This window comes from Klebsiella grimontii (assembly GCF_900200035.1).
Classification (GTDB): Bacteria; Pseudomonadota; Gammaproteobacteria; order Enterobacterales; family Enterobacteriaceae; genus Klebsiella; species Klebsiella grimontii.
This window is the reverse complement of record NZ_FZTC01000019.1, coordinates 46,302-72,330: the sequence shown is the minus strand read 5'-3', so window position 1 is coordinate 72,330 and position 26,029 is coordinate 46,302. Positions and strand designations below refer to the sequence as shown.

General features: G+C 59.4%; 22 protein-coding genes and 1 pseudogene. 10 read left to right on the top strand and 13 right to left on the bottom strand.

Annotated features, from left to right (window positions below):
• Nucleotides 1-55: 55 nt before the first annotated feature.
• The gene (gene oqxB / locus KOSB73_RS15100) at nucleotides 56-3,208 is read right to left on the bottom strand and encodes a multidrug efflux RND transporter permease subunit OqxB (protein ID WP_024358323.1); all 3,153 of its coding nucleotides are present in this window, start codon (nucleotides 3,206-3,208) and stop codon (nucleotides 56-58) included.
• Nucleotides 3,209-3,231: 23 nt separating this feature from the next.
• A complete protein-coding gene (oqxA, locus tag KOSB73_RS15095; RefSeq protein WP_049086395.1) occupies nucleotides 3,232-4,407 on the bottom strand; it encodes a multidrug efflux RND transporter periplasmic adaptor subunit OqxA in 1,176 nt (391 codons plus the stop codon).
• A 334-nt stretch (nucleotides 4,408-4,741) separates the two neighbouring features.
• Between oqxA and KOSB73_RS15090 the strand changes: the two genes are divergently transcribed.
• Complete coding sequence (locus KOSB73_RS15090) at nucleotides 4,742-5,137, top strand: helix-turn-helix domain-containing protein (protein WP_098140638.1); 396 nt, start codon at nucleotides 4,742-4,744, stop codon at nucleotides 5,135-5,137.
• Between the two features lie 57 nt (nucleotides 5,138-5,194).
• On the opposite strand, the gene KOSB73_RS15085 is transcribed toward KOSB73_RS15090, so the two are convergent.
• On the bottom strand, nucleotides 5,195-6,016 hold the full coding sequence (locus tag KOSB73_RS15085; protein WP_098140637.1) for an AraC family transcriptional regulator: 822 nt from the start codon (nucleotides 6,014-6,016) through the stop codon (nucleotides 5,195-5,197).
• 77 nt (nucleotides 6,017-6,093) lie between these two features.
• Here KOSB73_RS15085 and KOSB73_RS15080 point away from each other — a divergent pair, with 77 nt between their 5' ends.
• The 4 genes and pseudogenes from KOSB73_RS15080 to KOSB73_RS15065 all read left to right on the top strand — a co-directional run bounded on the left by KOSB73_RS15080 (nucleotide 6,094) and on the right by KOSB73_RS15065 (nucleotide 9,848).
• On the top strand, nucleotides 6,094-8,133 hold the full coding sequence (locus tag KOSB73_RS15080) for an FUSC family protein (protein WP_098140636.1): 2,040 nt from the start codon (nucleotides 6,094-6,096) through the stop codon (nucleotides 8,131-8,133).
• A complete protein-coding gene (locus tag KOSB73_RS15075) occupies nucleotides 8,123-8,338 on the top strand; it encodes a DUF1656 domain-containing protein (protein ID WP_004121021.1) in 216 nt (71 codons plus the stop codon). Before KOSB73_RS15080 ends, KOSB73_RS15075 begins: the two co-directional genes overlap by 11 nt.
• A complete protein-coding gene (locus KOSB73_RS15070) occupies nucleotides 8,335-9,198 on the top strand; it encodes an efflux RND transporter periplasmic adaptor subunit (protein ID WP_098140635.1) in 864 nt (287 codons plus the stop codon). The genes KOSB73_RS15075 and KOSB73_RS15070 overlap by 4 nt, the downstream gene beginning before the upstream one ends.
• 114 nt (nucleotides 9,199-9,312) lie before the next feature.
• A pseudogene (locus KOSB73_RS15065) lies at nucleotides 9,313-9,848 on the top strand (dihydrofolate reductase family protein).
• 159 nt (nucleotides 9,849-10,007) lie between these two features.
• Here the strand turns inward: KOSB73_RS15065 and KOSB73_RS15055 are convergent.
• The 6 genes from KOSB73_RS15055 to KOSB73_RS15030 form a co-directional block, all read right to left on the bottom strand.
• Nucleotides 10,008-10,823, bottom strand: coding sequence for a phytanoyl-CoA dioxygenase family protein (locus KOSB73_RS15055; RefSeq protein ID WP_049103155.1), 816 nt, complete (start codon nucleotides 10,821-10,823; stop codon nucleotides 10,008-10,010).
• 23 nt (nucleotides 10,824-10,846) lie between these two features.
• On the bottom strand, nucleotides 10,847-12,016 hold the full coding sequence (gene argE / locus KOSB73_RS15050; RefSeq protein ID WP_049103154.1) for an acetylornithine deacetylase: 1,170 nt from the start codon (nucleotides 12,014-12,016) through the stop codon (nucleotides 10,847-10,849).
• Nucleotides 12,009-12,683, bottom strand: a complete 675-nt coding sequence (locus KOSB73_RS15045; protein WP_004139127.1) for a DUF1028 domain-containing protein — start codon at nucleotides 12,681-12,683, stop codon at nucleotides 12,009-12,011. Before KOSB73_RS15045 ends, argE begins: the two co-directional genes overlap by 8 nt.
• Nucleotides 12,680-13,114, bottom strand: a complete 435-nt coding sequence (locus KOSB73_RS15040) for a RidA family protein (protein ID WP_004139129.1) — start codon at nucleotides 13,112-13,114, stop codon at nucleotides 12,680-12,682. Before KOSB73_RS15040 ends, KOSB73_RS15045 begins: the two co-directional genes overlap by 4 nt.
• A gap of 23 nt (nucleotides 13,115-13,137) precedes the next feature.
• Nucleotides 13,138-14,397 carry a flavin-containing monooxygenase gene (locus KOSB73_RS15035; protein ID WP_064410621.1) on the bottom strand — a complete coding sequence of 420 codons (1,260 nt, stop codon included), beginning with the start codon at nucleotides 14,395-14,397 and terminating at the stop codon, nucleotides 13,138-13,140.
• A gap of 169 nt (nucleotides 14,398-14,566) precedes the next feature.
• Nucleotides 14,567-15,484: a LysR family transcriptional regulator gene (locus KOSB73_RS15030; protein ID WP_004139133.1), complete on the bottom strand. Its 918-nt coding sequence runs from the start codon at nucleotides 15,482-15,484 to the stop codon at nucleotides 14,567-14,569.
• A 486-nt stretch (nucleotides 15,485-15,970) separates the two neighbouring features.
• On the opposite strand from KOSB73_RS15030, the gene KOSB73_RS15025 reads away from it, so the two are divergent.
• Genes KOSB73_RS15025 through KOSB73_RS15010 form a run of 4 tightly spaced genes read left to right on the top strand, consistent with a single transcriptional unit; the run spans nucleotide 15,971 to nucleotide 19,981 of the window.
• The gene (locus tag KOSB73_RS15025; RefSeq protein ID WP_024358339.1) at nucleotides 15,971-17,491 is read left to right on the top strand and encodes an amino acid ABC transporter permease/ATP-binding protein; all 1,521 of its coding nucleotides are present in this window, start codon (nucleotides 15,971-15,973) and stop codon (nucleotides 17,489-17,491) included.
• Nucleotides 17,492-17,518: 27 nt separating this feature from the next.
• Nucleotides 17,519-18,391 carry a phytanoyl-CoA dioxygenase family protein gene (locus KOSB73_RS15020; RefSeq protein ID WP_049086819.1) on the top strand — a complete coding sequence of 291 codons (873 nt, stop codon included), beginning with the start codon at nucleotides 17,519-17,521 and terminating at the stop codon, nucleotides 18,389-18,391.
• A gap of 23 nt (nucleotides 18,392-18,414) precedes the next feature.
• A complete protein-coding gene (locus KOSB73_RS15015) occupies nucleotides 18,415-19,245 on the top strand; it encodes an ABC transporter substrate-binding protein (protein ID WP_004121052.1) in 831 nt (276 codons plus the stop codon).
• 4 nt (nucleotides 19,246-19,249) lie between these two features.
• Nucleotides 19,250-19,981 (top strand): class II aldolase and adducin N-terminal domain-containing protein, encoded by a 732-nt coding sequence (locus KOSB73_RS15010; RefSeq protein ID WP_049086817.1) that lies wholly within the window; start codon nucleotides 19,250-19,252, stop codon nucleotides 19,979-19,981.
• 131 nt (nucleotides 19,982-20,112) lie between these two features.
• On the opposite strand, the gene KOSB73_RS15005 is transcribed toward KOSB73_RS15010, so the two are convergent.
• Nucleotides 20,113-21,612 (bottom strand): aldehyde dehydrogenase family protein, encoded by a 1,500-nt coding sequence (locus KOSB73_RS15005; RefSeq protein ID WP_024358345.1) that lies wholly within the window; start codon nucleotides 21,610-21,612, stop codon nucleotides 20,113-20,115.
• 235 nt (nucleotides 21,613-21,847) lie between these two features.
• On the opposite strand from KOSB73_RS15005, the gene feaR reads away from it, so the two are divergent.
• Nucleotides 21,848-22,756 carry a transcriptional regulator FeaR gene (gene feaR / locus KOSB73_RS15000; protein WP_024358350.1) on the top strand — a complete coding sequence of 303 codons (909 nt, stop codon included), beginning with the start codon at nucleotides 21,848-21,850 and terminating at the stop codon, nucleotides 22,754-22,756.
• On the opposite strand, the gene KOSB73_RS14995 is transcribed toward feaR, so the two are convergent.
• From KOSB73_RS14995 to KOSB73_RS14985, 3 genes are read right to left on the bottom strand one after another with little or no spacing between them, the layout of a single operon-like run.
• The gene (locus KOSB73_RS14995) at nucleotides 22,757-23,080 is read right to left on the bottom strand and encodes a YdbL family probable chaperone protein (protein WP_004121062.1); all 324 of its coding nucleotides are present in this window, start codon (nucleotides 23,078-23,080) and stop codon (nucleotides 22,757-22,759) included.
• Between the two features lie 7 nt (nucleotides 23,081-23,087).
• Complete coding sequence (locus KOSB73_RS14990) at nucleotides 23,088-23,273, bottom strand: YnbE family lipoprotein (protein WP_004121063.1); 186 nt, start codon at nucleotides 23,271-23,273, stop codon at nucleotides 23,088-23,090.
• Entirely contained in the window at nucleotides 23,273-25,912 is a 2,640-nt protein-coding gene (locus tag KOSB73_RS14985) for a YdbH family protein (RefSeq protein ID WP_049103150.1), read from the bottom strand. The genes KOSB73_RS14990 and KOSB73_RS14985 overlap by 1 nt, the downstream gene beginning before the upstream one ends.
• Nucleotides 25,913-26,029 lie beyond the last annotated feature (117 nt).

The window sequence follows — 26,029 nt, the reverse complement described above, 5'->3', positions numbered from 1 at the left end:
AGCGCAAAAAAAACCGCCTTCACTGTGAAGGCGGTTTTTTGTTATCTGCCGCTCCCTACGCTGGCGAAACGTCCTTTACCGCTTTGCCGCGTGTGACGAATTTACGCAGCGTCACATAGAACACCGGGGTCAGGAACAGACCAAACAGCGTCACGCCCAGCATCCCCGAGAACACCGTGATCCCGGTGACGCCGCGGACCTCCGCGCCCGCGCCGTGGCCGAGGATCAGCGGGATGGTCCCGGCGATAAAGGCGATGGAGGTCATCACGATCGGGCGTAAACGCAGACGGCACGCTTCCAGTGCCGCTTCCATGATCCCTTTCCCCTGCATTTCCAGCTCGCGGGCAAACTCGACGATCAGAATCGCGTTTTTACAGGCCAGCCCCATCAGCACCACCAGCCCCACCTGCACGAACACGTTGTTATCGCCGCCGGTCAGCCAGACGCCAAACAGCGCGGAGAGCATCGTCATCGGTACGATAAGGATCACCGCCAGCGGCAGCGTCCAGCTTTCATACAGCGCCGCCAGCACCAGGAATGCCAGCAGTACCGCCACCGGGAAGACGATCAGCGCCGTATTGCCCTGGGTGGCCTGCTGGAAGCTCAGGTCCGTCCATTCAATATTCATCCCGTTCGGCAGTATCTGTTTAGACATCTCGTCAAGCTGCGTCATCGCCTGCGAGGAAGAGAGTACGCGAGGGTCGGCGTCGCCGATCAGATCCGCCGCCGGATAACCATTGTAGCGAATCACCGGGTCCGGTCCGTAGGTGGTGCTGATATTCACCATACTACCGATCGGCACCATTTCGCCCTGATTATTGCGGGTGCGCAAATTGGCAATATCTTCCACGCTTTCGCGGAACGGCCCGTCGGCCTGCGCCATCACGCGCCAGGTACGCCCGAACTGGTTAAAGTCATTGACATAAGAGGAGCCCAGATAGGTTTGCAGCGTACCGAACAGATCGGTCAGCGACACGCCCTGCGCTTTCGCCTTATCCCTGTCGACCTGCACATCCAGCTGCGGAACGTTAGCCTGGTAGGTTGAGATCGGGAAATGCATCCCCGGCGTCTGCATAATCGTACCGGACATCGCGTTCACCGCGCTTTGCAGCGCGCCGTAGCCAAGGCCGGCGCGGTCCTGAATATACAGCGAATAGCCGGAACCCTGACCCAGTCCTAAAATCGGCGGCGGCAAAATCGAGAAGCCAAAGCCCTGCTGGATTTGCGCGATTTTGGCGTTAATCTCGGCGTTAATTTCCGCCGCCGAATGATGACGCTGGTCGAACGGCTTCAGGCCAAAGAAGACCGTCCCGGTATTCGGCGTGTTGGTAAACTGCAGCGCGTTGAGCCCCGGGAACGCGACCGCATAGTCCACGCCTTCGGTATTCATCCCGATTTCGCTCATTTTGCGGATCACCGCATCGGTGCGCGCCAGCGAAGAACCTTCCGGCATTTTCACGCCGCCGATTAAGTACAGCTTATCCTGGGTCGGAATAAACCCGCCGGGGACGATTTTAAACATGACGCCCGCGGCGCAGAGCAGCAGCAGATACACAGCAAACACCGCTCCGCGTCGTCCAAGCGTTTTGCCCACCAACCCCTGATAGCCGTTCGAGCTGCGGTGGAAAAAGCGGTTAAACGGACGGAAAATCCAGCCGAACAGACGATCGATAAGCCGGGTCGGGAAGTCCTTCGGCGCGCCGTGCGGCTTCAACAGCAGCGCGGCCAGCGCCGGAGAGAGCGTCAGCGAGTTGATGGCCGAAATCACCGTGGAAATCGCGATCGTTACCGCAAACTGTTTGTAGAACTGACCGGTCACGCCCGAGAGAAACGCCATCGGCACGAACACCGCGCACAGCACCAGCGCAATGGCGATGATCGGCCCGGACACTTCACGCATCGCCTGATGCGCCGCGGCAAGCGGAGCCAGCCCCTCCTCGATATTTCGCTCGACGTTTTCCACCACGACGATGGCGTCATCCACCACGATGCCGATAGCCAGTACCAGCCCGAACAGGCTCAGGGTGTTCAACGAGAAGCCCAGCAGATAAAGAATGCTGAAGGTCCCCACCACCGAGACCGGCACCGCGATCAGCGGAATAATCGACGCGCGCCAGGTTTGCAGGAACAGGATCACCACCAGCACCACCAGCACCACCGCTTCCAGCAGCGTTTGCACGACCGCGCGAATGGAGTCGCGAACAAACACCGTCGGATCGTAAGGCGCCGCCCATTGCATATCCTGCGGGAAACGCTTCGACAGCTCGTCCATTTTGGCGCGCACCGCGTTCGAGAGATCGATCGCGTTCGCCCCCGGCGACTGGAAGATACCAATCCCGACCGCGTCTTTATTGTTCAACTGGGAACGCAGCGCATAGCTGCCGGAGCCCATTTCGATACGCGCCACGTCGCGCAGGCGCACCAGCGAGCCGTCCTGCGCCGTTTTGAGAATAATATTGCCAAACTCTTCTTCGGTGTGCAGGCGCCCCTGGGCGTTAATGGAGATCAGGAAATCGCTCTCTTTCGGCAGCGGCTCGGCGCCAAGCTGCCCGGCGGAAACCTGGACGTTTTGCTCCTGCATCGCCGTCACCACATCCGAGGCGGTCAGCCCGCGCGCCGCCACTTTATTGGGATCGAGCCAGACGCGCATCGCGTATTCGCCCGAGCCAAAAATCTGAATTTGGCCGACGCCGGGCAGGCGCGCCAGCTCATCTTTCACTTTTAGCGTGGCGTAGTTACGCATATACAGAGAGTCGTATTTACCGCCGGGCGAAAACAGATGCACCACCAGCGTCAGCGTCGGCGACTGCTTCTGGGTGGTAATCCCTAAACGCCGCACATCTTCCGGCAGACGCGCTTCGGCCTGCGATACCCGGTTTTGCACCTGGACCTGCGCCTGATCCGGGTCGGTACCCGGACGGAAGGTGACGGTGGTCACCAGCACGCCGTCGGAGCCAGCGACGGATTTCATGTACATCATGTTTTCAACGCCGTTGATCGCCTCTTCCAGCGGCGTCGCCACGGTCTCAGCGATCACTTTCGGGTTGGCGCCAGGATACTCCGCGCGCACCTGCACGCTGGGCGGCACGACGTCAGGATATTCGCTGACCGGCAGCAGCGGGATGGCGATTAATCCGGTGATAAAAATCAGAATCGACAGCACCGCGGCGAAAATCGGCCTGTCGATAAAAAAGCGGGAAAAGTCCATGGGTCGGATTCTCAGATAAGGGATCAGTTAAGGGCGGTGCTGGCGGTCATGGCCACGGTTTTCGCGTTAACCGGCATCCCCGGCATAAACACTTTTTGTAAACCATCGACGATGACTTTATCGCCAGGTTTCAGCCCCTGCTGCACGATACGCAGACCGTCCGCCAGACGCCCCGGCGTAATATCGCGACGCTGCGCTTTACCCTCTTTATCAACGACATAAACATATTTACGATCCTGATCGGTCAACACCGCTTTGTCATCGATAAGCGTGGCGTTGAACTCGGCACTGCCCGGCAGGCGGACGCGGGCAAAAAGCCCCGGCGTGAACTGACGCTGGGCGTTATCCAGCAGCGCGCGCATCCGGATCGTACCGGTGCTCGGCGTTAACTGATTATCCAGAAAATCCACTTTACCCTGATGGGGGTAGCCCTCTTCGCCAACAAGGCCAATCTCCACCGGGAGCGCCAGGTGATTGCTCGACGCGCCCTGCCCGCTGCGGGCGAGATTTTGATAGTGAAGGTAGGTCGACTCGTCCACGTCAAAGTAGACGTAAACCGTCTTCTGCGATACCAGCGTGGTCAGTACGCTGGCGCTGTCGCCGGCGGTGACCAGGTTACCGCTGGTGATCAACGCGCGGCTGGCGCGGCCATCGATAGGCGCGGTCACTTTGGTGAAATCCAGGTTAAGCTGCGCGGCGTCGACCGCCGCCTGCGCGGCGCGGATGTCGGCCTGCGCCTGGGTGGCCGCCGCACGGCGCTGCTCCCACTCTTCGCGGGAAACCAGGTTGGTATTGACTAATTTATCGGTACGGTTAGCCTCGCTTCGCGCCAGGCTGGCCTGGGTTTTGGCTCTCGCCAGCGTCGCCTGCGCCTGTTCCAGCGCGGCGCGATAGGTTCTGTCATCGATAGTGAACAGCACCTCGCCCTTTTTCACCTCCTGACCGTCGGTGTAATTCACTTTATCAATGTAGCCGGAGACGCGGGGACGGAGCTGAACGCTTTCCACCGCTTCAATCCGACCGTTAAAGCTATCCCACTGACTGATGGATTTAACGACCACGTCAGCGGCGCTGACCGCGGGCGCTTGCGGCGCGGCGTTTTGCGCGACTCCCTCATCGCATCCGACGAGGAGCGCGGAGAGTAACATCACGCCCGGCACAGTCAGATGAAAGTTACCCCAGGTTTTTTGCAGGCTCATTATTTTTATTCCGGTATTGGTAGCCGCCGGGCAAGACGCAGCGGAAGACGCCGCACCACTTCCTTTGTCCGGGCTGGCTTAAGGCCATTTGTGACGTTCATCGCCACAAAACTGTAACAATTGCGAATACACTATCGCGGCGATTGTAGGAAGGCGCTAAATTTAGTGCAAGAATAATTGTTGCACTTTATGTGCTATTCCTGGCACTGGAAAAAGGCGCGTTTTCACCGGGGATTTAAATGCAACAATAAAACTTGCAATTAATTCAAAAACGGGCCACCTTTAAATACAACAGATAAAGATGCTCTTTAAGACGCTGCGTGGAGGAGACAAGATGAACACTGGCGCATTCATTCACGATTTACTCGGCTGGATCGACAACAATCTTGATAGCCGTCTGGACATTGACACCGTCTCCAGGCGAGCCGGCTATTCCAAATGGCACCTGCAGCGGATATTCAAAGAGCATACCGGCTATCCTCTCGCCGAGTATATTCGCGCGCAAAAGCTGCAAAAATCGGTTGAGCGTTTAGCCCAAAGCGACGAACCGATTTTGAACGTGGCGATTGCCCTGGGCTTTGACTCCCAGCAGTCCTTCAACCGCAGCTTCAAGCGTCAGTTTGGCCAGGCGCCCGGCGCATGGCGTCGCAGCATCGGCTGCGCGCAAACGCAGGGGTTACGCCTGCAATCAGCGCCCTTATCGGAAAAAGGTTTACGCTCGCAGCGTTAACCCCGTTGCAGTCCCTACCCCGAACATTTTGGCTGGCGGCTTACTGCCAGCTTCGCCTCACGCCTTTTCAAAGATGGGCATCACTGCGGGCTCTGTCGCTCTTCGACCGGCAAAGTAGTGCGCGGGCGTGCTGCCCATCGTTTTTCTGAACATAGTGATAAACGCGTTGACCGACTCATAGCCCAGACTAGCCGCCACGTTTTGCACCGATACCCCGCTTGCGAGCTCCCGAAGGGCAATAATCAAATGCAGCTGCTGACGCCATCGCCCGAAGGTCAGCCCGGTTTCACGCAGCATCAGGCGGGCTAATGAGCGCTCGCTGAGCGCCAGCCGTTTTGCCCAAACTTTAAAGGTGCTGCGATCCTCTGGGTGGCTGACCAGCGCATCCGCCATGGCGCGGATCTTAGGGTGCGCCGAAACCGGCAGGCTTAATTTCTGCTGCGGCATGGCGGTAAGTTCATCGAGCGTCACTCTGATCAATCGGCCGACGTGGCTCTCCGCCGGGTAATCAACCTCCTCATTCGTTAAGCGGTCGACGAGCTCTTTAATCAGCGGCGAAATCGCCAGGGTGCAGCATTTCTCCGGCAGCGCGGCGGCGCCGGGTTCAATAAACAAATAGTTGAGATGCGCATTCCAGGTCGCTTTGGCGCTATGCGGGATCCCGCCGGGGATCCACACCGCGCAGTCTGGCGGCACTATCCAGATATCATTTTCCGCGCGACAAATCACCGCCCCGTACAGGGCCACGATCAGCTGGCCTTTGCGGTGAGTATGAACCGGCACTTCTGCCGCGTAATCAACGAAATCGATATGCCGCGCGACGGCCGGGCTCGGCGTACTATCGGGATCAAACAGGGTATGGGCGAGTCTGGATGGCATCTCATTGGCAACATTTAGGTATTTTTTGACAGAATAGGGTATTTAAGGACGTACGCAAAGCGGGAATAATTCCCGCCATGAATAAATTAACTTCCCCTCACAGCCATTTTTTGCACGCGATAAGCCGTTGGCCAGGCCGCATGGCCACGCCCGCGCTGCTAAGCGACGCCCATGCCCTGCTCTATTCGGTCAGGAGTTTTGCCGCCGCGATGCTCGCCTATTACCTCGCCCTGGCGATTGGCCTTGAACGCCCCTCGTGGGCCATCATTACCGTCTATATCGTGTCGCAAACCTCGGTGGGCGCCTCCCTGAGCAGGAGCCTCTATCGCCTGGCGGGTACCGTGGCCGGCGCGGGGGCCACGGTGTTGATTGTGCCCACGTTTGTGAATACGCCGATTTTATGCAGCGTGATGCTGACAGGCTGGATCACCTTCTGCCTCTATTTGTCCCTGCTTGAACGCACGCCTCGCGCCTATGCTTTTGTGCTGGCCGGTTACACCGCAAGCCTGATTGGTTTTCCCGCCGTCGCCGACCCAGGCACGGTGTTTAACATCGCCATCATCCGGGTACAGGAGATCGCGATCGGTATCGTCTGCGCCGCGCTGATTCACCGCTACATTCTGCCTACCCGGATATCAGGGGTGTTCAACAGCAAATTAGCGCAGACGCTTGACGCCGCGCGGCAGCGGATTGCCGACACGCTGGCAGGCAAGTCCGACGCACAGTCAGAACCGCTGCATCTGGCGCTGGCGCTGCAGTTTCTGCAGGGCATCAGCCACCACATCCCGTATGATTTCGCTCTTTCGGTACCGGTCCGTCAGGCCAGGAAAGCGCTCCATGACCGGCTGGCGCGGTTAGTCATTGTCAATGTTGAATTACGCGATCGTTTGCAGGCGATCGCGCTGATGCCCGCTGATACGCGGACGTTGCTGAATGATGTTCAGGCCTGGCTGACCTGCGACGATAGCGGAAAATGCAACAGCGCAGCCGATGCGCTACAGCAACGCGGCGAGCGGTTAGCGCAGCGGTACGCCGCGCAGGCGCTGACCTTTGAAGATGCGCTGCAGGTGAATTTCTTACGCTACCTCGCTGAGTCGATTGCCCTCCTGCAGCAGTGTGGGCGACTTTCGGAGGCCATCCATCACGCCAGACCCGCAACAATGCAGGCGGAAGACCGTGCGGCGAAAGGATACGTTTTCCATCGCGATCCCCTCAGTGCCGCCCGAACGGCGCTGGGCGCGTTTGTCATCATCCTGAGCGGCTGTCTGGCATGGATTTATTCCGCCTGGCCGGATGGCGGCACGGCGGTGTCGATTCTGGGGGTTTGCTGCACGCTGTTTGGCAGTTTCGACACCCCGGCTCCGCATATTGTGAAATACATTATCGGCTCTTTCTGGGGCGTCGTAATAAGCCTGCTCTATAGCTTCGCCCTGCTTCCTCCGCTCAGCGACTTCCCCGTACTGGCGGCGGCGCTTGCCCCGGCCTATCTGCTTGCCGGATCGCTACAGGCGCGGCCCCCCACCACCTTTATGGCGATGGGGATCACCCTGACGCTACCTGTGCTCTGCGAGCTGGGCGCGCGCTACAGCGGCGACTTTGCCGAGGCGGCCAACACCGCGATCGCCCTGTTTTTGGCGACCGGCTTTGCGGTTATCGGCATGAGTCTGCTGCAAACCGTGCAGGCGGACGCGGCGATAAACCGTCTGCTGAAACTGTGCCAACGCGATATTCGCCGCAGCGTGAACGACGCGTTTAGAGGCGATGAAACGCACTGGACCAATCTGATGATCGACCGGGCCGCCTTGCTGCTGCCGCGCTTGCCGCGCAGCGGGCGGTCATCCGCGCGGGCGCTTGAACACCTGCTGCGCTTTCTGCGCCTTGGCCTCTGCGTAATGCGCCTGCGCCGCTGCGAAACGCCCGCCGGCAGCGATATCCACGAGGTGCTTTATCCCCTTACCCGCACAACGGAGACCGAAGCCTTACGCGAGCGCATTGCCGCCATGACGGAGCGCTGCTTGCCCGCGACGGATGAACATTCACGCCAGTTTGTCGACAGGCTGGTCGATCTGCACTGCGCGTTGCGGGCGCAGAACGAGGAACCGACGCATGATCAATGACATCAATATCGGAGGGGTTTTTATCCCCGGACTGCTGCTGACCGCGCTCATTGCCCTGGTCTGTACGCTGTTACTCGTGCCGCTTTTCTCTGTCAGCAGGCTGTACCGCCGTCTGCCCTTACGCCCGCTGCTTGATGTCTCAACCTATATCGTGACCTTTTTCCTGCTGTTGCAGGGCCTGACCACACTGGGGTTATTCGCATGAAATCTTTACTCTCTTTGCTCGGCCGTTACGCGCTGACGTTAATCGCAGTGGCGGTGGCGGCTTTCGTGGCGTTTATTTTCTGGAAACAGTATGCGCAGACGCCCTGGACGCGCGATGGCCGCGTTCGGGCAGATGTGGTGCAGATTGCGCCGGACGTTTCCGGGCCGGTAACCAGCGTAGCGGTGCGGGATAATCAGTGGGTTAACCGTGGCGATGTACTTTACGCCATCGACCCGCGCTGGCTAAAGCTGGCAGTGCTCAGCGCGCAGGCCGACGTCGAGGCAAAGCGTCATGAGATGGTGATGCGCCAGGATGCGGCCAGGCGACGCGCCCTTATCAAAGAGGTCATTTCCAGCGAGGACATCCAGCAAACAGGCAGCGCAGCGCGCGTCGCGGCGGCCAATTACCAGGGGGCGCTGGCGGCGCTGGAACTGGCGCAGCTGAATTTATCCCATGCGACGGTGCGCGCACCGGTTGCCGGCTACGTCACGCATCTTCGGCTTCGCCCCGGCGATTACGCCACGGCGGGAGAGACAAAGGTCGCCGTGGTCGATGCGCACAGTTTCTGGGTGGTGGGCTATTTTGAAGAGACCAAGCTGCGTCATATTCGCATCGGCAGCGCCGCGCGCATTTCGCTGATGGGGTTTGACCCGCTCATTACCGGGCATGTGGAGAGTATCGGCCGGGGGATCGACGATAACAATGACGCGACGGGCGGGCTGGGACTGCCGGATGTCAATCCCACCTTCAGCTGGGTGCGGCTTGCGCAGCGTGTCCCCGTCCGTATCCAGCTAGATAAGATACCAGAGGGGATTGAGCTGGTGGCAGGGTTATCCGCCAGCGTTTCCATTGTGCCTTAATCCACTAAGGGGACGTTGCGGCTCTTATGCTACGTTTTCCTACAGGGAGTAGGTCATTATCGCTAACATCCCTAAACTCAACGGCATAAATACAAGCTGTATACGGAGCACTTGATGGTCACCACACATGTTTTTATCGCGGTCAGTCTTGATGGTTATATCGCCCGACAGGATGACGATATCGACTGGCTGTTGCAGCGCGATGACCCGACAGAAGATCACGGCTATGCCGCATTCATCGCGGACAAAGATTGGATCGTTATGGGTCGGGGCAGCTATGAGAAGGCGCTGACCTTTGACCAGTGGCCTTACGATCGCCCCGTGCTGGTTCTCTCCCGACAGCTAACCGCGACCGCCGTGCCCGAGGCGTTGAAGGACAAAGTGCAGTTCTCAAGCCGCACGCCAGGGGAAGTGCTTGCTGACCTGACGGTACAGAACGCGCATCGCGTCTATATAGATGGCGGGAAAGTAATACAGTCGTTCCTGCGCGAAGGGCTGGTCGCCGATATGATTATCACTACCGTTCCTGTCCTGCTCGGTTCGGGAAAACCGCTGTTCGGTTCCCTGACCAGGATATCGATTTGACTCTGTTATCAAGCCGTAGCTTTCCTTCGGGACTGGTGCAGTCGCACTATCGGCTGACGTCATAAACTGTATATCAACATAGCGGCGACCGCTCTCAATCTGGCAGTGACTTTAATAGAAAAACTGACACCCAGAGCGAATGTTGAAAAAATAAAAGAGGGAATGGGCTTCAATCCCCTCAGTCAGTGAGTGAAAACCGCTATCCGCAACGTGGTCTGGGCCCGCTACCGCGGCCAGACCAGCGGAAACTCATCGGCGACAAGCGGCTCTCCGTCGCGAAGCTTAAGCCCCGGAAACGGCGGTGAGGTCACGCCGCCGCGGTCGGCGAATGTCGCATCATCCCCTACCCAACGGGCGGAAAATACCCGCCGCGCGCGGGCGCTTGAATTACCCCTGGCGCCATGCAGCGTGCGGAAATGAAAAGCGACCGCATCGCCCGGTTCCAGCGCCCAGCTAACGATATCGTAATCCTCCTGATGGGCATCGATATCCGGCAGCTCTTTAAAACGCGAGTGGGAATAGAGCTTTGAACCGTTAAACCGCGTTGGGCTGAACTCATCGTCCCAGCGATGGGAACCGCGAATGCAGCGCAGCGAAATCTCCTCCGCTACCGGATCGAGCGGGATCCACAGGCTCACGTTCTGCCGCCCTTCCACGCAGTAATAGGGCTGATCGTGGTGCCATGGCGTCACCGTACTGCCGCCGGGCTGTTTCACCAGCGTGTGCTCATGGAAAAACTTCGCCGTCTGCGACCCCATCAGCACCGCGGCGATCTCCGCCGCCGGCGACTGAAAAACGAAATCGCGAAATTCCGGGATTCGTTGCCAGTTGCAATAGTCCTGAAAAAACGGCGCCGAACCGTCTTCCGGGATTACCGTTCGCGCATGGCCATATTCGCTGGGGTTCGCCATCAGCGCGGAGACGCCGCGCGACAGGCTGTCTATCCACGGCGTGAACACGCCTTTGAGTAGCACGACGCCGTCGGTCTGCCAGCGGTCGACGGTCTGTTGATCAATAAGCGAGGAATTCGGGTTTTGCATAGTCGCCATCCTGTGTTGATAAATCAGCGAAGTGAATCGGAGGGATCGGCGCGCATCCAGGCGCAAAGGTTATCCAGCATGGCCAGACAGCGTTCCGTCTGTGGGATGCTGATATATTCGTCCGCCCTATGGCCCTGCGCCATGCTGCCCGGCCCGCAGATAAGCGTCGCGACGCCCGCCTCGTCAAACAGGCCGCCTTCGGTGCCGTAGGGGACGGTGGTGAAATCATCGCTGCCGCACCACTGCGCCAGCCAGCGGGCGAACGCTGACTGCGGGTCGCTCAGCAGACCTGGATAGTGGCTCAGCGTCTGGAAATGAATGTCGCTGCACTGCGCCACCTTGCGCATCGCCGGAAGCAGCTGCTCGCGGGCATAATCGCCCAGGGCGTCGGTGACCACCTGCGGACGGGTACCGGGTAAATAGCGAATTTCAAAGTCGAACCAGCAGGATTGCGGAACGATATTCAGCGCCTCGCCGCCGCGGATCGTCCCCACCTGCAGCGTGCCTGACGGCGGCGAGAACCGGCGGTCCAGGTGCTGCGAAAAGCTTTCGCCCAGCGCATCCAGCCGGTAAATCAGCTTCGCCGCGTAGCTAATCGCGTTAACCCCTTGCGGGGCGTAGGCCGAATGGCAGGCGTGGCCTTCCACGCGACAGCGCACCGCGAGCTTGCCTTTATGCCCATAGACTGGGCGCATGTCGGTCGGCTCGCCGATAATACACAGCGCCGGTTTCTCGGCGGAGGCGCGGAGAAAATCCACCAGGCTGCGCACGCCCAGACAGCCAACTTCCTCATCATAAGAGAATGCCAGATGCAGCGGCATCCGCAGCGGCGCGGTCAGAAACGCCTCCAGCGACGCCAGCACGCAGGCGATAAATCCTTTCATATCCGCGCTGCCGCGACCGTAGTAGCGCCCGTCGCGTTCGGTAAGGGCGAACGGCGGCACCGTCCACGCCTGGCCATCCACCGGCACCACGTCAGTATGACCGGAGAGCATCACCCCGCCGGGGCCGGATGGCCCAAGGCGGGCATAGAGGTTCGCCTTGCGCCCTTCGTCGTCATAAAACAGCTGCGACGTCACGCCGCGCGCGCGCAGAAAGTCGCCGATCCAGGCAATCAGCGCCAGATTCGACTCGCGGCTGGTGGTATCAAACGCCAGCAGCTGCCCGAGGATCTCACGCAGGCGGTTACTCATCGCCCGGCACTCCGTAGGTCGGCGCTTCGCGCGGGTCCAGCGCGCGGGTGATGTACGCTTCCATCTGCGGTTCATAGGCCAGCCACAGCGCTTCCAGCGCCGCTACCGGGCGATCCTCAGCCCAGTCGACGCGTAAATCCACCACCGGCCAGGCGTAATCCTCCACCACTTTCAGCGCCGCCGAGTGCTCCGGCCCGGCTTCGCCGCCCGCATCAATGCCCGCCTGCAGAGCCGCAATCAGGCGGCTGGCCAGTTCGCCGGTGGCGGCTTCGAACGCCGTCGTCATGGCGGTAATCACCTGCGGGTTGGCCAGCATATTCCCCGCCGCCACGCAGTTCTCACCCTGCGCCACCCGCCCGATGCCGAGCGTATGTTCGCCGCTGAACACGGCGCTCTCGCCGCTGGCGTCGATGACCGCCACCTGGCGATAATCGCTAAACCGGTCTTCGCCCAGCGCCTGCGTCAGGGCCTGCTGCGGCGTGAGCCCCGCCTCAAGCCCGGCAAGGATCTGCGGTCCGAGCGCGGGCAGCGTGATGTTCTGGCTGGACACCGCGCCAACGCCCGCCAGCAGCCACGGGCAGCGGGCGCCGACCGCAATGCTGGATGAGCTAATCGCAATGCCCAGTTGACCCGACTCCGGGCACAGGGCGGAAATTGAAAGGGTCATGGTGCCTCCTGCGCATGCCAGTCGTCAGGGATCACCGCCGTGACGTCAATTTCCATCAGCCACTGCGGCTGCGCGAGGGCCGACACCACCACGCCGGTCGAAATGGGAAACACGCCTTTGAGCCATTTCCCCACTTCCTGGTACACCGGTTCGCGGTAGCGCGGGTCGATCAGATAGGTCGTCGTTTTCACGATATGCGTCAGATCGCTGCCGGCCTCTTCCAGCAGCTGTTTAACGTTCTTCATCGCCTGTTCCGCCTGGGCGCGCGGGTCGCCCAGGCCGATCAAATTACCGTCAAAATCGGTACCCACCTGGCCGCGAACGTACACGGTATTTCCCGCGCGCACCGCCTGGCACAGATCGTTATTGAGCGTCTGATTGGGATAGGTTTCTTTGGTGTTAAACATCCGAATACGGGTATGGGTTGGCATAGGTCGCGTCCTCAAATCAGGCGTTAGCAGGAAGGTTGGTAGCGTTGATACTGGCGCTGAATGGCAATCTGATCGGCAATATATTTCGCATCGTGCCAGACGCCCCAGATAAAGGTTGAGCCACGGCGGGAGAGCCAAGGCAGGCCAAGGAAATAGACGCCCGGTTCGCTGGAAACGCCGCGATGATGCTGCGGGCGCTGCTGTTCATTAAAGGCGTTAACCTTCAGCCAGCGGTAATCGGTGGTGTAGCCGGTGGCCCAGATAATGTTGCGCACGCCCGCTTTTGCCAGGTCGAGTTCGGCGAGCGGCTGGGTCAGGCAATCGGGGTCAGGCAGGAAGAAGCGCGCTTCCGGCTCTTCCGGCAGGATCAGTCCGTTGCGGGCAATGTACTCATCCGCAGCGTCGAGCAGCGCCAGATAGGAAGCGTCGCCGAGACGAATGTTGTCCGCCAGATCGTCGCGGAACACCGCCTTACCCTCGGTAAAGCCGTGCGTTTGCCCGACCAGGGTAATCCCCTGGTGCGCCAGCTGGCGAAAGTCAACGGTATGACCGCCGCGCGCGCCGCTAACCGCAATCGTCACGTGCTCTTTACCGGGCTGGTTGGCCGCCGCGTCCCACAAGCCTAATACCCCCAGCCACCAGCAAAAATCGCGCTGGCGGTAGCGGCGCGGCGGGCGATCGTGGGCGCCGACGGAGAGCCACACCGCGCGCCCCGCCCGGCGAAGTTCTTCGGCGATTTGTACGCCGGACGATCCCGCACCAACCACCAGCACGCCGCCTTCCGCAAGCTGCTGCGGATTGAAATAGTGCGCGGAATGGATTTGCTCCACTGCGCTATCCTGCGGCGCGATGGCCGGTATCACCGGGCGCTGGAACGGCCCGGTGGCGGCGACAATACGCTGCGCCTCAATCACGCCCAGCGAGGTTTCCACGCGAAACCCCGGACGGCCGTTTAAGCGCTCTGCGCTAAAGACCTCAACGCCGGTTTTGATCGGTGCATTAAAGGTTTTGGCATACGCGGCGAAGTAGTCGGCAATCTGCTCTTTGGCGACAAAGCTGTCGGCGTCGCAGCCGGGAAAGGTCATGCCGGGAAACCGATCGTGCCAGGCCGGGCCGTTGGCCACCAGCGAATCCCAGCGGCCGCTGCGCCAGGCCTCAGCGATGCGCTTTTTTTCCAGCACCAGGTGGGGAATGCCGTGATGCGTCAGATGCTCGCTCATCGCGACGCCCGCCTGCCCCGCGCCCACCACCAGGGTATCGATCTCTGTAATCTGCTCTGTCATGTCTGTGTCCTTCAAGCACGGTTGTCCGGCTTATCCGCCGGGATTGACAGAACTCAGGTTAAGTAAGTGTGATGAAATGGTAAATTATTATAAAACGATCGTCTGAATAGAAATTTACGAGGCTGGATAACGCAGCGGGAAAATAACGCTTGCGGCCGCGTTAATTACATTACGCGTGCTGATGGGGCGTTAATTCTATGCTGCGGCAATAATCCATAAACAGCTGCGTCGGGCGCGTGGGTTCATTATTGGCAAGGTGCGCCATAATTAATGTCGACGCGGGCATCTCGTCGGCAATATCCAGCTGCACCAGCTTTTCACCGTCATAGGTCATATCGCATAGCGGACGAGTCACGAGGACCGAAAAGCCTAATCCCTGCCCGACCATACAGCGCACCATTTCAATAGAGGGTGAACTGTAGGCCACTTCCGGGTGATAACCTTTCTCTTTAAATATTGAGACAAAATAGTTTTTGCTGGGAACCGCATCGAGCAAAATCATCGGCTCACGACTTAACTCTTGCAGCGTGACGCTTTTTTTCTGCGCCAGCGGATGAGAGGCGGGCAGTAAAGCATAGGGCTTGTGCGGAGCGTTCAGCAGCTCTTTATGAATGGAATGACCCAGTTCCAGATCGTAGACCAGCGCCAGATCGAAACGCCCGCGATGCAGGCCGTGCATCAGCTCATGTTGTTCGCCGTCGTAGAGCTGGAGAGTGATTTCGGGATACATTTTTTTAAATCCCGCCACCAGTTTTGGCATATACAGCGGCGCCACGGATTCAAAGCAGCCGACGGAAATCGTCCCGGATACCAGCTCTTTATCCGCCCGCGAGTTCTGCTCAAACTCGTACGACAGCCGCAGCAGCTCTTTAGCTTTATCGTAGAAGCGCCGCCCGCTTGAGGTCAGGGATACGCCCTGCGCGTGGTGGCGAATAAACAGCTGCTGGTCGAAGGTGCTTTCCAGGTTTTTGATGGCAATGGAGATCGACGGCTGGGCAATATGCAGCTGGCGGGAAGCCTCGGCGATACTCTCCGTTTCCACCACCGTCACGAAATACTTAAGCTGTTTGAGGGTAAATCGGTTCATCGCGTCACCATTGATAAAATATTGTCTTATTGCGAACGGGCTTAGTTTTACAATAAGCAGCCTGCAAGTATCGTGCCATACCGTTTGCGCTGTATATCGTCGGCAAATAACCGCCGCCTCTATTTAATTACCCGCCCTCTTTTTTGCCTGATTTCGCGTTTTGCACCATAAAGCAACGCCCTGCACCTTATTTGCCCGCGGCACGCCCCAATATTGCACAAATTACCGTTTTGCCAAAAATCAGGTTTAAAAATAACGGCGATTGTTTTTAAGTTGTTTCAATGTCGTTTCTCATTAATTGCGTTAAATTCCTTGGGGTTAATATAGCTGTATAGTTTTTTTAAACTTAAAGGCCAAAAATTTACTAATTGCCACCGGTCGAACAGTGCCAGCATAGTGTCAGGGCAAGATGAACGCCGGCGGCTCCCCATTTTAGAACAGGGGAATCGCCTTAATTTCCGTTAATTATGGCGAGTGAAATAGCCCATGACGTTTAACTGGAACTATATGTTAAGCCTGCTCAGCGATGTCGATTTCTGGCAGGCCACCTGGACCGTCATCAAATTAAGTTTGCTGACCTGGGCTTTCAGCATTGTGCTGGGATTTATTCTGGCGCTGGCCAAACAGTCGCCGCGCAAGCTGTTTAACGCGCCTGCCCGCCTCTATATCTGGCTGTTTCGCAGCATGCCGCTGCTGGTGCTGCTGATTTTTGTCTACAACATGCCGCAGGCGCTGCCCTCCTTCGCGCCGGTGCTGAACGACCCGTTCTGGGCCGGGCTGCTGGCGATGGTGCTGAGCGAAGCCGCCTATATTGCTGAAATTCATCGCGGCGGGCTGCTGTCGATTCCGAAAGGACAGAGCGAAGCCGCCCGTGCGCTCGGGTTGCGCTATGCCGGCACCCAGTGGCGCGTGGTGATCCCGCAGGCGCTGCGCGTCGCCCTACCGGCGCTGGCCAATGAGTATATCGCCATCGTCAAGCTCAGCTCGCTGGTGTCGGTTATCTCCCTGACCGAGATCTTAATGGTCGGCCAGCGCCTCTATTCGCAGAATTTCCTCGTCATGGAGACCATGGCGGCGGTGGCGTTTTACTACATCCTGATCGTCACGGTGTTTGATTTCCTGCTTAAGCGCCTCGAGACCTGGCTCGACGTCACGCAACGTAAAACCACGCGTCCGGTGGATGAAGAAATGCAGCAAATGGCCACGGCGCGACGTCCGGCAATGGCCCGCAGCGTTAGCGTCGCGCAGGAGCCGGCGCTGCAGGCGTCTAAGCTGCATAAAGCCTATAACAATGTCGAAGTGCTGGGCGCGGTCAGCCTGCAAATTCAGCCCGGCGAAGTCGTCTCCGTCATTGGCCCATCCGGCTCCGGTAAGACCACGCTGATCCGCCTGCTGAACGGCCTTGAGCAGATCGATAACGGCGAGATCAAAATCAACGGTCAGCCATTTATTCACCTCGACCGCCAGGGGCAGCAGAAGCCGCGTTTTATGGAGAACAGCGAGCATCGCCAGAATATCGGCATGGTCTTCCAGAGCTTCAACCTGTTCCCCCACCTGACTGTGCTCGGCAACCTGCTGCTGGCGCCTCGCTATCACCATCTGGCCAGCGAAGGCGAGCTTAAGCAGCACGCCTGCGAACTGCTGCATAAAGTTGGGATGCTGGAACACGCGTGGAAATATCCGCATCAGCTTTCCGGCGGCCAGCAGCAGCGGGTAGCGATTGCCCGCGCCCTGATGATGCGCCCACAAATTATGCTGTTCGATGAACCCACCTCGGCGCTGGATCCGGAAAAGGTTAACGAGGTTCTGCAGGTTATCGAATCGCTGGCCCATGAAGGTATCACCATGGTGATCGTCACCCATGAGATGAACTTCGCCTTTAAGGTTTCCGACCGAATTGTGTTTATGGAAAAAGGACGCGTGGTCTGCGACGACACGCCTCAGGCAATGCGCGACGGCCAGCATCCGCGCGTGGACGCCTTCCTGAAAGATGTCTCTTTGGCTTAACGCCTCCGTTCCCGAAAGGAGAAAAATATGATCGCGCAGTGGCAAATCGAACAGTTTCATCAGCAGGGTTTTCTGGTTGTTGAAGAGGTGCTCTCCGCCGAGGAGGTGGCTCTGCTGCAGACCGATTTCGACGCCTGGGTCGAAGAGAGCCGCCAGCATAGCGAGGCGTGGGGCGAAACCCTGGACGGCCGTCCGCGCTTCGACCTCGAAAGCGATCACACGCCGCATCACCCCTCGCTGCGCCGGGTGAGTTCGCCCACCGAGATTTCCGCCGCCTACCGCCGCGCCGCCCTTGATTCGCGGATGGCGGCGATTGCCGGCCAGCTCATCGGCGGCAGCGGGACCCGTTTTCATCACAGCAAAATCAACTCCAAGCTGCCGCACACCGCTACGCAGGTGAAATGGCATCAGGATTTTCTGTTCACCCCCCACAGCAACGACGACATTATCACCGCCCTGCTGATGGTTAGCGAAGTGACGCCGGAAAACGGTCCGCTCAACGTGGTCCCGGGAAGCCACCAGGGGCCGCTGTGGTCCCACTGGCAAAACGCGCGTTTTACCGGCGCCGTGGACCCGCAGGTCGAAGAAGCCCACTGCCAGCAGCCGCAGGCCTGTTTCGGCCCGGCGGGTTCGGTGTGCTTTATGCATACCCGCCTGCTTCACGCCTCCAGCCCTAATGAAACCGACCTCCCGCGCACGCTGTTTATCAGCGTCTACGCAGCGGAAGATGCCCTGCCGTTCGGCGAAAATCCGCTGCCCAGCCTTCACGCCGGGCAGATGGTTGCCGGCGAAGAGAGCGGCCTGGTGCGTAGTACCGTTAATCATTTACGTCTGCCGCAAAAACCGCGCGGCGCATCCTTTTTCGTCCAGCAGGCCGGTACCGATCGCGCCAGCATGTAATTTGCCCACTCTTTGGAGGTTCTATGAAACGTATTAATGCTTTGCGCCCTGCTGTCCTGCTCCTTTGCGCCGCCGGCGCCCTGTCGTCCTTTAGCGCCCTGGCCTTCCAGCAGCCGGGGAAAATCACCGCCGGTTCGGATATGACCTTTTTCCCGTATGAATATATGGAAAACAACAAGCCCGCCGGGTTCGATATCGAGTTTCTCGCCGGGCTGGCGAAAACCATGGGCCGCGAGGCGGTGAATATTGATACCCGGTTTCCGAATTTGATTCCGGGTCTGCAGGGCGGACGCTTCGATATCACCAACTCGTCGATGTACATCACCGCCGAGCGTTTGAAGGTTATCGATATGGTGCCCTATCTGAAAAGCGGCGAAGCGATCCTCGCGCTGAAAGGCAGCGACTATCAGCCGAAAACGCCGGAAGAGTTTTGCGGTCATAAAATTGGCTCTATGGGCGCGACCTCATGGCTGGCGCAGCTGCAAAAGCTCTCCGCCGACTACTGCGTGAAAAAGGGCCTGAAGCCGATAGCGCTTAGCGAATATACCACCGACCCGCAAACCACCCAGGCGCTGCTGTCGCGGGCGGTTGAGGCGCAAATCACCGATGCGGCGGTGGCGCGCGGCGTGATTGATAAGCTTGGCGATCGGGTGACGATCTCTTCCGAAACCTTGATTTATCCGGTGCTCAACGGCTTTGGGGTGAAAAAAGGCAATAGCGAAGTGAAAACCGCGCTGGAGGAAGGGCTGAAGAAATACAGCGCGACGCCGGAATACGCCGCGCTGCTGAAGAAATATAACTTCCAGGCGCCGACGCCGGAGGACCTGCAAACCCTGATGCCGAAGGCGGAGTAACGACATGGCCCGGTCTTATGAAGAACAGACCCGCATCGACCTGGCGGCGACCTTTCGTATCATCGCCCATCTCGGAATGCACGAGGCGGTGGCCAACCACTTTAGCGCGGCCCTCTCGGCGGACGGCAAAAAATTCCTGCTGAACCCGAAATGGAAACACTTTTCGCGCCTCCGCGCCAGCGACCTGCTGCTGCTGGACGCCGATGATGAAGCCTGCGCCCGGCGATCTGACGTCGACGCCACGGCGTGGGCGATTCACGGGCAAATCCACCAGCGCCTGCCGGGGGTGCGGGTGGTGCTGCACCTGCATCCGGTGTATACCACCAGCGTCGCTTGCCTCGAGACGCCGCATATCCCGCCGATCGATCAGAATACGGCGCGCTATTTTAATCGGCTGGCCGTCGATACGTTATACGGCGGTATGGCGGATACCACGGCGGAAGGCGCGCGTCTGGCGGCGCTGCTGGCCGATAAGCGCCGGCTGCTGATGGGCAATCACGGGGTGCTGGTGACCGCGCCGTCGATTGGCGAGGCTTTCGACGATATCTGGACCCTGGAGCGCGCCTGTCAGATTCTGGTGACCGCCTGGTCAACGGGGCAGCCGCTGAAGGTGCTCTCCGCTGCGGTAGCGGAGAAAACCGCGCAGGATTGGGAGGGGATCGCCGACTTTTCACGCCAGCATTTTGAAGAGATGAAGCAGATGATGATCGACGCCGACCCGTCATTGCTGGACTGACGGCTTACTCCCGGAGAAAAACGCCCGGTGGCGGCTGGCGCCTTACCGGGCCTGCGGGGTCGTGCAGGATTCAAGGCGCCGAGCAGCTTGTAGCCCCGGTAAGGCATCAGCCGCCGCCGGGGAACAGGCGGCTAGTAACGCACGCAAACCGACTTCGTTTCGCACCAGTCGTCCAGCCAGTCGGGGCCGAAATCGCGGCCGGTACCGGACTGCTTCATGCCGCCGAACGGCAGATTGGCGTCGATCAGCGTATGGCTGTTGACCCACACCGTCCCCGCCTGCAGGCGGTCGGTGTAGCTCAGCGCCTGAGTCAAATCGCGGGTCCAGACGCTGGCGGTCAGGCCAAAATCGCTGTCGTTGGCCAGGCGCAGCGCCTCTTCGCCATCGGCCACGCGCACCAGATTCACCACCGGGCCGAAAACCTCTTCCCGGCTCAGGCGCAGCCCTGCGTCGGGGTTAATCACCAGCGTCGGTGCAATATAGTAGCCCTGCGCATCCGGCCCCGCGTGACCGCTAATTAGCTCAGCCTTCTGCTGACGGGCTTCATCAAGATAGGCGGCCACTTTGGCGCAGTGCGCCTGCGACACCACCGGGTTAATCTGGCTGCTCTCGAGCATTCCGGGTCCGACCTGTAGCGACTTCACCGCCTGCTCAAAGCCGCTCACTAGCGTATCGAACAGCGGCGCTTCGATATAAATTCGCGAACTGGCGGCGCACACCTGCCCTTGATTCAGGAAGCTGCCGGTCATTAAGCCCTCAATCACCCACTGCGGATCGGCATCTTTCAGCACGATAGCCGGGTTCTTGCCGCCCAGCTCCAGCGTGACCCGGGTCAGGCGATCGGCGGCCACGCGGGCAATCTGTTTACCGGTAGCAGTCGATCCGGTAAAGCTCACCTTGGCGACCAGCGGATGCGAGGTCAGCGCCGCGCCGCATCCGGCCCCGCTACCTGTCACTACGTTAAAGACGCCGTCCGGCACGCCCGCCTCGGTTGCCAGTTCCGCCACCCGCAGCAGGGTCAGCGGGGTGGTCTCCGACGGCTTAATGACGATTGAACAGCCAGCCGCCAGCGCGGGCATCACTTTCCACATGCCGATCATCAGCGGGAAGTTCCACGGCACGATCCCGGCCACAACGCCCACCGGCTCCTTTTTGGTCCACGCCTGATAGCGCGCGCCCGCCGGGAAGGGAATCGATACGTCCAGGGTGCGGCCGCTGATTTTGGTGGTCAGCCCGGCGGTATAGCGCATCCAGTTCAGGGTGCAGCCCACTTCAAAGGCGCGGGAAATGTTAATCGATTTCCCCTGTTCAAGGGTCTCCAGCTGCGCCAGCTCCTCGCCGTGCTGCTCCACCAGATCGGCGAAGCGCAGCAGGATCCGTTCGCGGTCGGCGGGGGTCCGCCCTGCCCAGCTGCGGGAAACGAAAGCGCGCCAGGCGGACATTACCGCCCGATCGACATCCGCGGCGTTAGCGTCCGCGGTGCTGGCGATAGCCTGACCGGTGGCCGGGTTCCAGACGGTTAAACGCTGTTCACTCTCTGCCGCCTGCTGCGTACCGTCGAGGTACAAACCATGCTGTCTGTCTAAAAACTGCTGCACGCTGGCGAGTAGCGCGACCTGTGATGTGGACATACCCCTTCCTTATTGTTCGCGGATAGTGGTATCAGTCTATGCCGGGGTCGCGATTCACGCTTTTTTCTCTGTGACATTCGTTTTTGCCGCTGTGACAGCCGCCGCAATTAAGTCGATGACGCGGACAGAAAATGTGCAGCAGGTAATAGTTCTTTCATATACTCCGTCTTCTGCCCTTGCCTCCAGCATCATAAATGCAACAATGCAAAAACATTATTATTACAAAGGATGCGCGATGAATACGGCAAATCGTGGGCAGAATTACCAGCATTGGTTAGCAAAAATCAATCAGGTCTGCGGGCAGTTCGCCGCCCGTCCGCTGGATGATCATTTCCACGGTGAGATCGACGCCAGCTATGCCGGCGACCTGAAAGTCAGCACGGTGACCGCCCGCGGCATCAACCTCTACCGTACCCGACAAGAGATCCAGCGCGATAATGACGCCTGGTTTTATACCGTCTTCCAGCTCGCGGGCCAGGCGACGATCGAGCAGGATGGCCGCCAGGCGATGCTGGAGAGCGGCGATATCACCCTGATTGATGCGTCTCGTCCATGCTCGATTATCTGGCAGCAAACCTCGCGCCAGGCCTCCCTGCTGCTGCCAAGATCGCTGCTGGAGCAGCAGCTGCGCGGCAGTGAAATCAGCATCGCTACGCGGCTGGCGAAAAGCCTGCCGATGGTCCAGCTCAGCCAGCGCCTGCTACATGAAAGCATGAACAGCCCTGAACTCTCGGCCAGCGAAAGCAAAGCGGCGCTGGAGGCCATCGTCTGCCTGCTGCGTCCGATGCTGCATCATCAGGAAGCCCAGCCGTCCCGGCGCGATAAGCAGTTTCAGAAAATCATGGCGTTAATCGATGAGTCGATTCAGGCGGAACATCTGCGCCCGGAGTGGCTGGCCAGCGAAACCGGCATGTCGGTGCGCAGTCTTTACCGGCTGTTTGCTGAAAAAGGGCTGGTGGTGGCGCAATATATTAAGAATCGTCGGCTCGATTTGTGCGCCCGCGCGCTGCAAAGCGCCCATGATGATGAAAAGCTCGCGGGGATTGGCTACAGCTGGGGGTTCAGCGATCATAGCCATTTCTCCACCGCCTTTAAGCAGCGTTTCGGCGTCTCGCCGGGAGAGTATCGCAAGCGCTGCCGATAGCTATTTTTTCAGCCATTTGCCGTTAAGGCCCTTCACGTACTCGCCCGGCTGCGCCCTGGCGACCAGCTTCTGCCCGGCCATTTTCGCCACCTGATCCACCGGTAGATTATTGTCATCCGCCAGTTGCTGATAGCTGTCGCTGCGGGCGGCGTTGATCTGCTTCACCAGTTCAAGGGTTTCTTTATCCTGACGCAGCGGTTCAAGATAGCCATTGAGGGTTTCGCCGACCCGCCCCTGCTGGCGAGCTTCATTGAGGGTCAGGGCCAGCGCCTGAGCGCTGAACAGCACCAGCGCCAGCGTCGTGGTTATCAGTCGTATTCTCATCATCGCCTCAGAACAGATCGCTACGCGATTTGAGCAAATTCTCAACGTCTTTATCCAGCTTGATATGAATTTCATGCTCAATTTTGACATTCATATTGATGGTGATCGGCTCTTTCGATGCCGCGATTTCAATACGCGGCGTACAGCCCGCCAGCAGCGCGGTGGCCAGAAAAGCGGCGAATAGTTTGATCATTATTGTTGTTCCTTACAGGTATGACTGTCCTGACAGCGCGGCGCGGGCAGCCTGGCGTTCTGCTCCAGCCACGCCTGCAGATTGTCACCGAAACGCAAGCTGCGCCACAGGTCAAAAATATTCTCTTCATGGGAGTAGTTTAAGTGCACCGTATTACTTTTGCCCTCTACCCGGCTGGTACCGCTAATCGTTGCCTTCAGCGTCAGTACGCCGAGGTTATCGAGGTTGATCCGCGTCCACGATCTGGCCACCTCCATATAGCGCAGCCAGTTAATGGCCGCCCCGGCGGAGACGTTGTCGGCCACCAGCGCGTCCGCGGTGTCTTTATCGAGGCGCATCGTCATCGGCCCCGGATTGCTGAACCAGCCGTCTTTGATTATCCATTTATCGTTATCCAGCCACAGCGGCAGCGCGCCGTTAAACGGGCCAGAGACGGCGAACTGCTTCACTTTAATCGCGCTCACTAATTCGCTGCTGGAGATGTTTTGCAGACGCAGCAGCGCCGGGTCATGCTGCGGCATCCTCAACTGCTGCATGGTCAGCTTGCCGCCGAGAATATCGACGCTGACGTTGCTCAACTGTAAAGGCGCGTCGTCACTCCAGGGCCAGGCGCCCTGGAGATCCGCCGTCAGATTGCGCGCGGTGAACTGGTTGACGACTTCCCCAATGCGCAACGATACCGGATGGCGAGTGCCAAGCTGCCAGGTGCCGTCGCTAAAGCGGAACGGCAGCACAAAATCGACGCCGTTGATCTGGTTATCCGGCATCCAGGCGCTGCCGCCCTTGAGCACACCGTGACCGCCCGCCTCGAAGCCCTGCCCGGCTGCGGCGGAGAATGCCACCTGCGCGTAAAGCGTTCCCTCACGCAGGTTCATCTTCCACTCCGGCGGCAACAGCGGCTGGAAAACGGTCAGCGACTGTTTTGGCCACCATGCCTCGCCGCGCAGACGTTCGCCGTCCCAGCGCCCGGTAACGCGCACGGGGCCAATTTTTTGCGCATGCAGGGAGCCGTTGAACTGGAACCAGGTCGGATCGCGGCCGTCGATATTAAATTTCAGCGTCGACGGCGGCAGTTCGCTGCCGCCGCTGAAGGTGGTTTTCCCGGCATCCAGCGATAGCGCGCCGGTCAGTTTGGGATGCTGCTCATCGCGCAGCCAGTGGATCGGTTTTTCCAGGGTCAGACGCGGCGCGCTCACCAGCATGGAACCGTACTGCAGCTTATCGAACCCGGTCGACAGGCTGTTGAGCACGATGGTGCTGTCGGCCCATTCGCCCGCGCCTTTCACATCCCAGCGCGCCTGCATTGGGGTGAAATGGCCCTCGCCCCAGTAGCGCCACTGCCAGCGGCCATGGTCGGGCATAAAGTTGTCGGCCTGGCCGTCAAGATGCAGGGTAAAATCGCCCATCTCCTGTTCATGGGCGCGTAAAATAGCCTGCAGGCGGCCATCAACGCCCTGCTGCGTCACTTTGACGCCCGCCAGCGGCCAGCGGATTTCATCGATATTCAACGAATCGATGACCCGCCCGCGCGAACGCAGCAGCGCGCCGGGATGAAAGTTGAGCACCGGCGCGGTAAGCGGCCCGCTCAGCTGCGCGGGCAGTTTGGCGTAAAAAATCAGATCGCCGAGCTTAGCCTCGCCGGTCAGCTGTAGCGGCATGTGGCTGCTGTCCATGCTCAGCTTGCCGGGGCCGATATTCAGCACGGCGTTGCCCTTCCCGGCCTGGCCCTGAGTGAGCACGTTAAGTCGCCCGCTGACCTGCATCTGCTCGGTGCCCTGCTGCCAGTTGCCCAGCGAAAGCGCGACGCGGCCGCTCAACGCGTTGCCCGCGTATTCGGTGTGCCAGCGGCCATCGCTGATGGTGATACGATCCGGAGCGATTTCCCACGGCAGGTCAAGCATCGGCTCCACCTCACCGCGCGGCGTGACCAGCAGTTGCCCGCGGTTCTCTTGCCACTCCAGTTCGGCATCGACCAGGCCGGGAGTTTGTGGAAATTCAAAGGTGCTGAACAGGTGGCCATCGACCGGCAAGCCGTCCGGCACCAGCGGCATCTGAAACTCGCCCACCAGCTTCACCGGCGCCTGATCTTCCACCAGACGCGCGGAGAAGTCGCTGACCGTCAGCGCCTGGCCGCGCAGTCGCGCCTGGAAGGTGACCTCTTTCCCGGCATAGCCGATATCCTGCTGCTGCGGCGTGAGCGACATCACCAGCCGCCCCTGCCATTTATCCCACGGCGACAGGCGCAGGTTGTCAATCGTCAGCCAGCTATAAGGGAGCATTGATTGCCATTCGGCGAGGGTTTTCGGCGCCCCCGGCGCGGCTTCGCTCTCCGGCAGCTTGTTCAGACAGGCGCTGTTAATATCCAGCTCGCCGATATGTAAACGCCAGCGGCTGGGACGCGAGAGCGAGGCATTGGTGACGCGCGCGATTTCGCAGTCGCCGACCAGGTAGCGGAGATCCGGAATGCGCAGCGCAGAGCGCGTCAGGCGCGGGCTTTCATTGAGGGAGATTCGGGTTCCCGTAGGTAGCCAGATACCTGCCAGCGTGGGCACCCAGTGGGTGAGCGTCAATAGCAAAGCCAGCGGTAGCAGCACGAGGGCTAATAATAGCGCGATGGCGGCTTTATATTTACCCTTCATGGGCAGCTAATATCCTGATTCGAAATGAGTAAAAGCCGAGAGGCCGTTATTGTGGCACGTTCGACCTGTGAGTTAAAGTTTCCATCCCGTTTAAGCGTAGTCGTCGCCATGTGATTC